Annotated in this window: 1 protein-coding gene; it reads right to left on the bottom strand. The window is 28.4% G+C overall.

Annotation, left to right across the window (positions count from 1 at the left end):
• Positions 1-1,499, bottom strand: a 1,499-nt coding sequence (locus tag CAMP5053_RS08080; protein ID WP_337217631.1) for a motility associated factor glycosyltransferase family protein, incomplete at both ends; no start/stop codon positions are given.

Genomic DNA, 1,499 nt, shown 5'->3' with positions numbered 1-1,499 from the left:
TTCTATAAATTTTTTTAGATTTATTAAAGAGTCACTCATAGTTTTAGTCTGTTTTTCCAAGGTATCAATAACTGTTGTTAACCATTCTTCATGTTTAATTACCCACATAACCATACGAATTTTCTTTTCTTCTTGTGTGTGAGCACTCATCATTGAAATTTTAGCCAATGTAACTTCTTTAGAAGCTAGTGCGCTTGTTAGTGCTTCGTTAAAAATAAGCATATCATCATCTTCTAAAAATTCTTTAATTTTATGTATGTTTTCATTGATGCTTAATAATTTTTTAAAATCTATTTTTTCAAGATCAATTTGATGGCTTGTTTGCTTTATGAGTTTTAAAATAGGTTTTAAAATCTCTTTACATTGCGTGGTTTTTTGATTGGCTAGTGATATGATTTTAAGCAAGGAATCATATGTGTTTTTTGCAAGATTAAGTTGCTCTTGTGTGTTTAGACAACATAAAGGCTCAAAAAGAGTTTGTTTTTTTTCTAAAAGTAAACTTTTGCAAATAGTTGCAAAAGTTTCTTCTTTAGCATAGTTGATTCTTGAGCCACCTTCTGTGCAATTGAACGTAATAACGCCTTTTTTTAAAGCTTCTTGTATAAGAAATTCAAAATTTTGCCTATAAGTATTCCAAGCCCCATGAGTATAAACTTCACCATTGCCACCGTAGGCTGTAGTTTTTACTATCTCATAGCGATTTGTGTCTAGATTACTACCGTGTAAAAATTCTTTTGGATGGGAATTTAAATTCTTATCATAAGCTAAATCTTGCCCTATGAGTATAATGTTTTTGTGTTCAAGTTTTAATGCTAGGCTATATGCCATAGTTGATACATTTAATCCCCCAAGAGTTCCAAAATCTTGCAGGTGTAAAAAATTTTTATGTAAAAGTGTATTTTTTGAAATAAGTATATAGTTTCTATTGTTGGATTCAAGATATTGCAGAGTTTTAACATGTGCTGAATCTGAGATTACAAACAAAATATTTTTATCAAAACTTCCAAAATTATTATTAAAAAATTCACTAGATAAATCATTTTGTTCTAAACATACAACATAGTCAGGTTTTATATCATGTTGTGCAAGTATGGGGTAACTTCCATCAACACAAATGATAGTTGCTTTATCTGCATTCTCTTTTAACAAAGGAAGTTGTTTTATAAGACTAGGTCCGCTTGCAACGATAATGGCATTAGTATTTTTCTTTTTTCTTTGTTGGATTAAATTTTTCAAAGGAGGATGAGCAATCATTTTGGGTATATTTAGAATATATTTTTGCATGATATCAAAATATCTATCAATATTAAATCCTAAAGCACTGTATAAAAGATTTAAAATTTGTTCTAAATCATGATCTATTTTGTTTATATTATCTTGAAATATTGTATAGTAATCACAGTGACTAAAAACTTTACTATCATATAAATAGCTTCTTAATCCTAAGGTTCCACTAAGATAAGCTAGGATGCTTGATAAATCAAAATCATTTGTATTCA

The sequence above is a fragment of the Campylobacter sp. S4:11 genome, assembly GCF_024723695.1.
Classification (GTDB): Bacteria; Campylobacterota; Campylobacteria; order Campylobacterales; family Campylobacteraceae; genus Campylobacter_D; species Campylobacter_D jejuni_C.
This window is presented reverse-complemented; position numbering and strand designations above follow the sequence as displayed.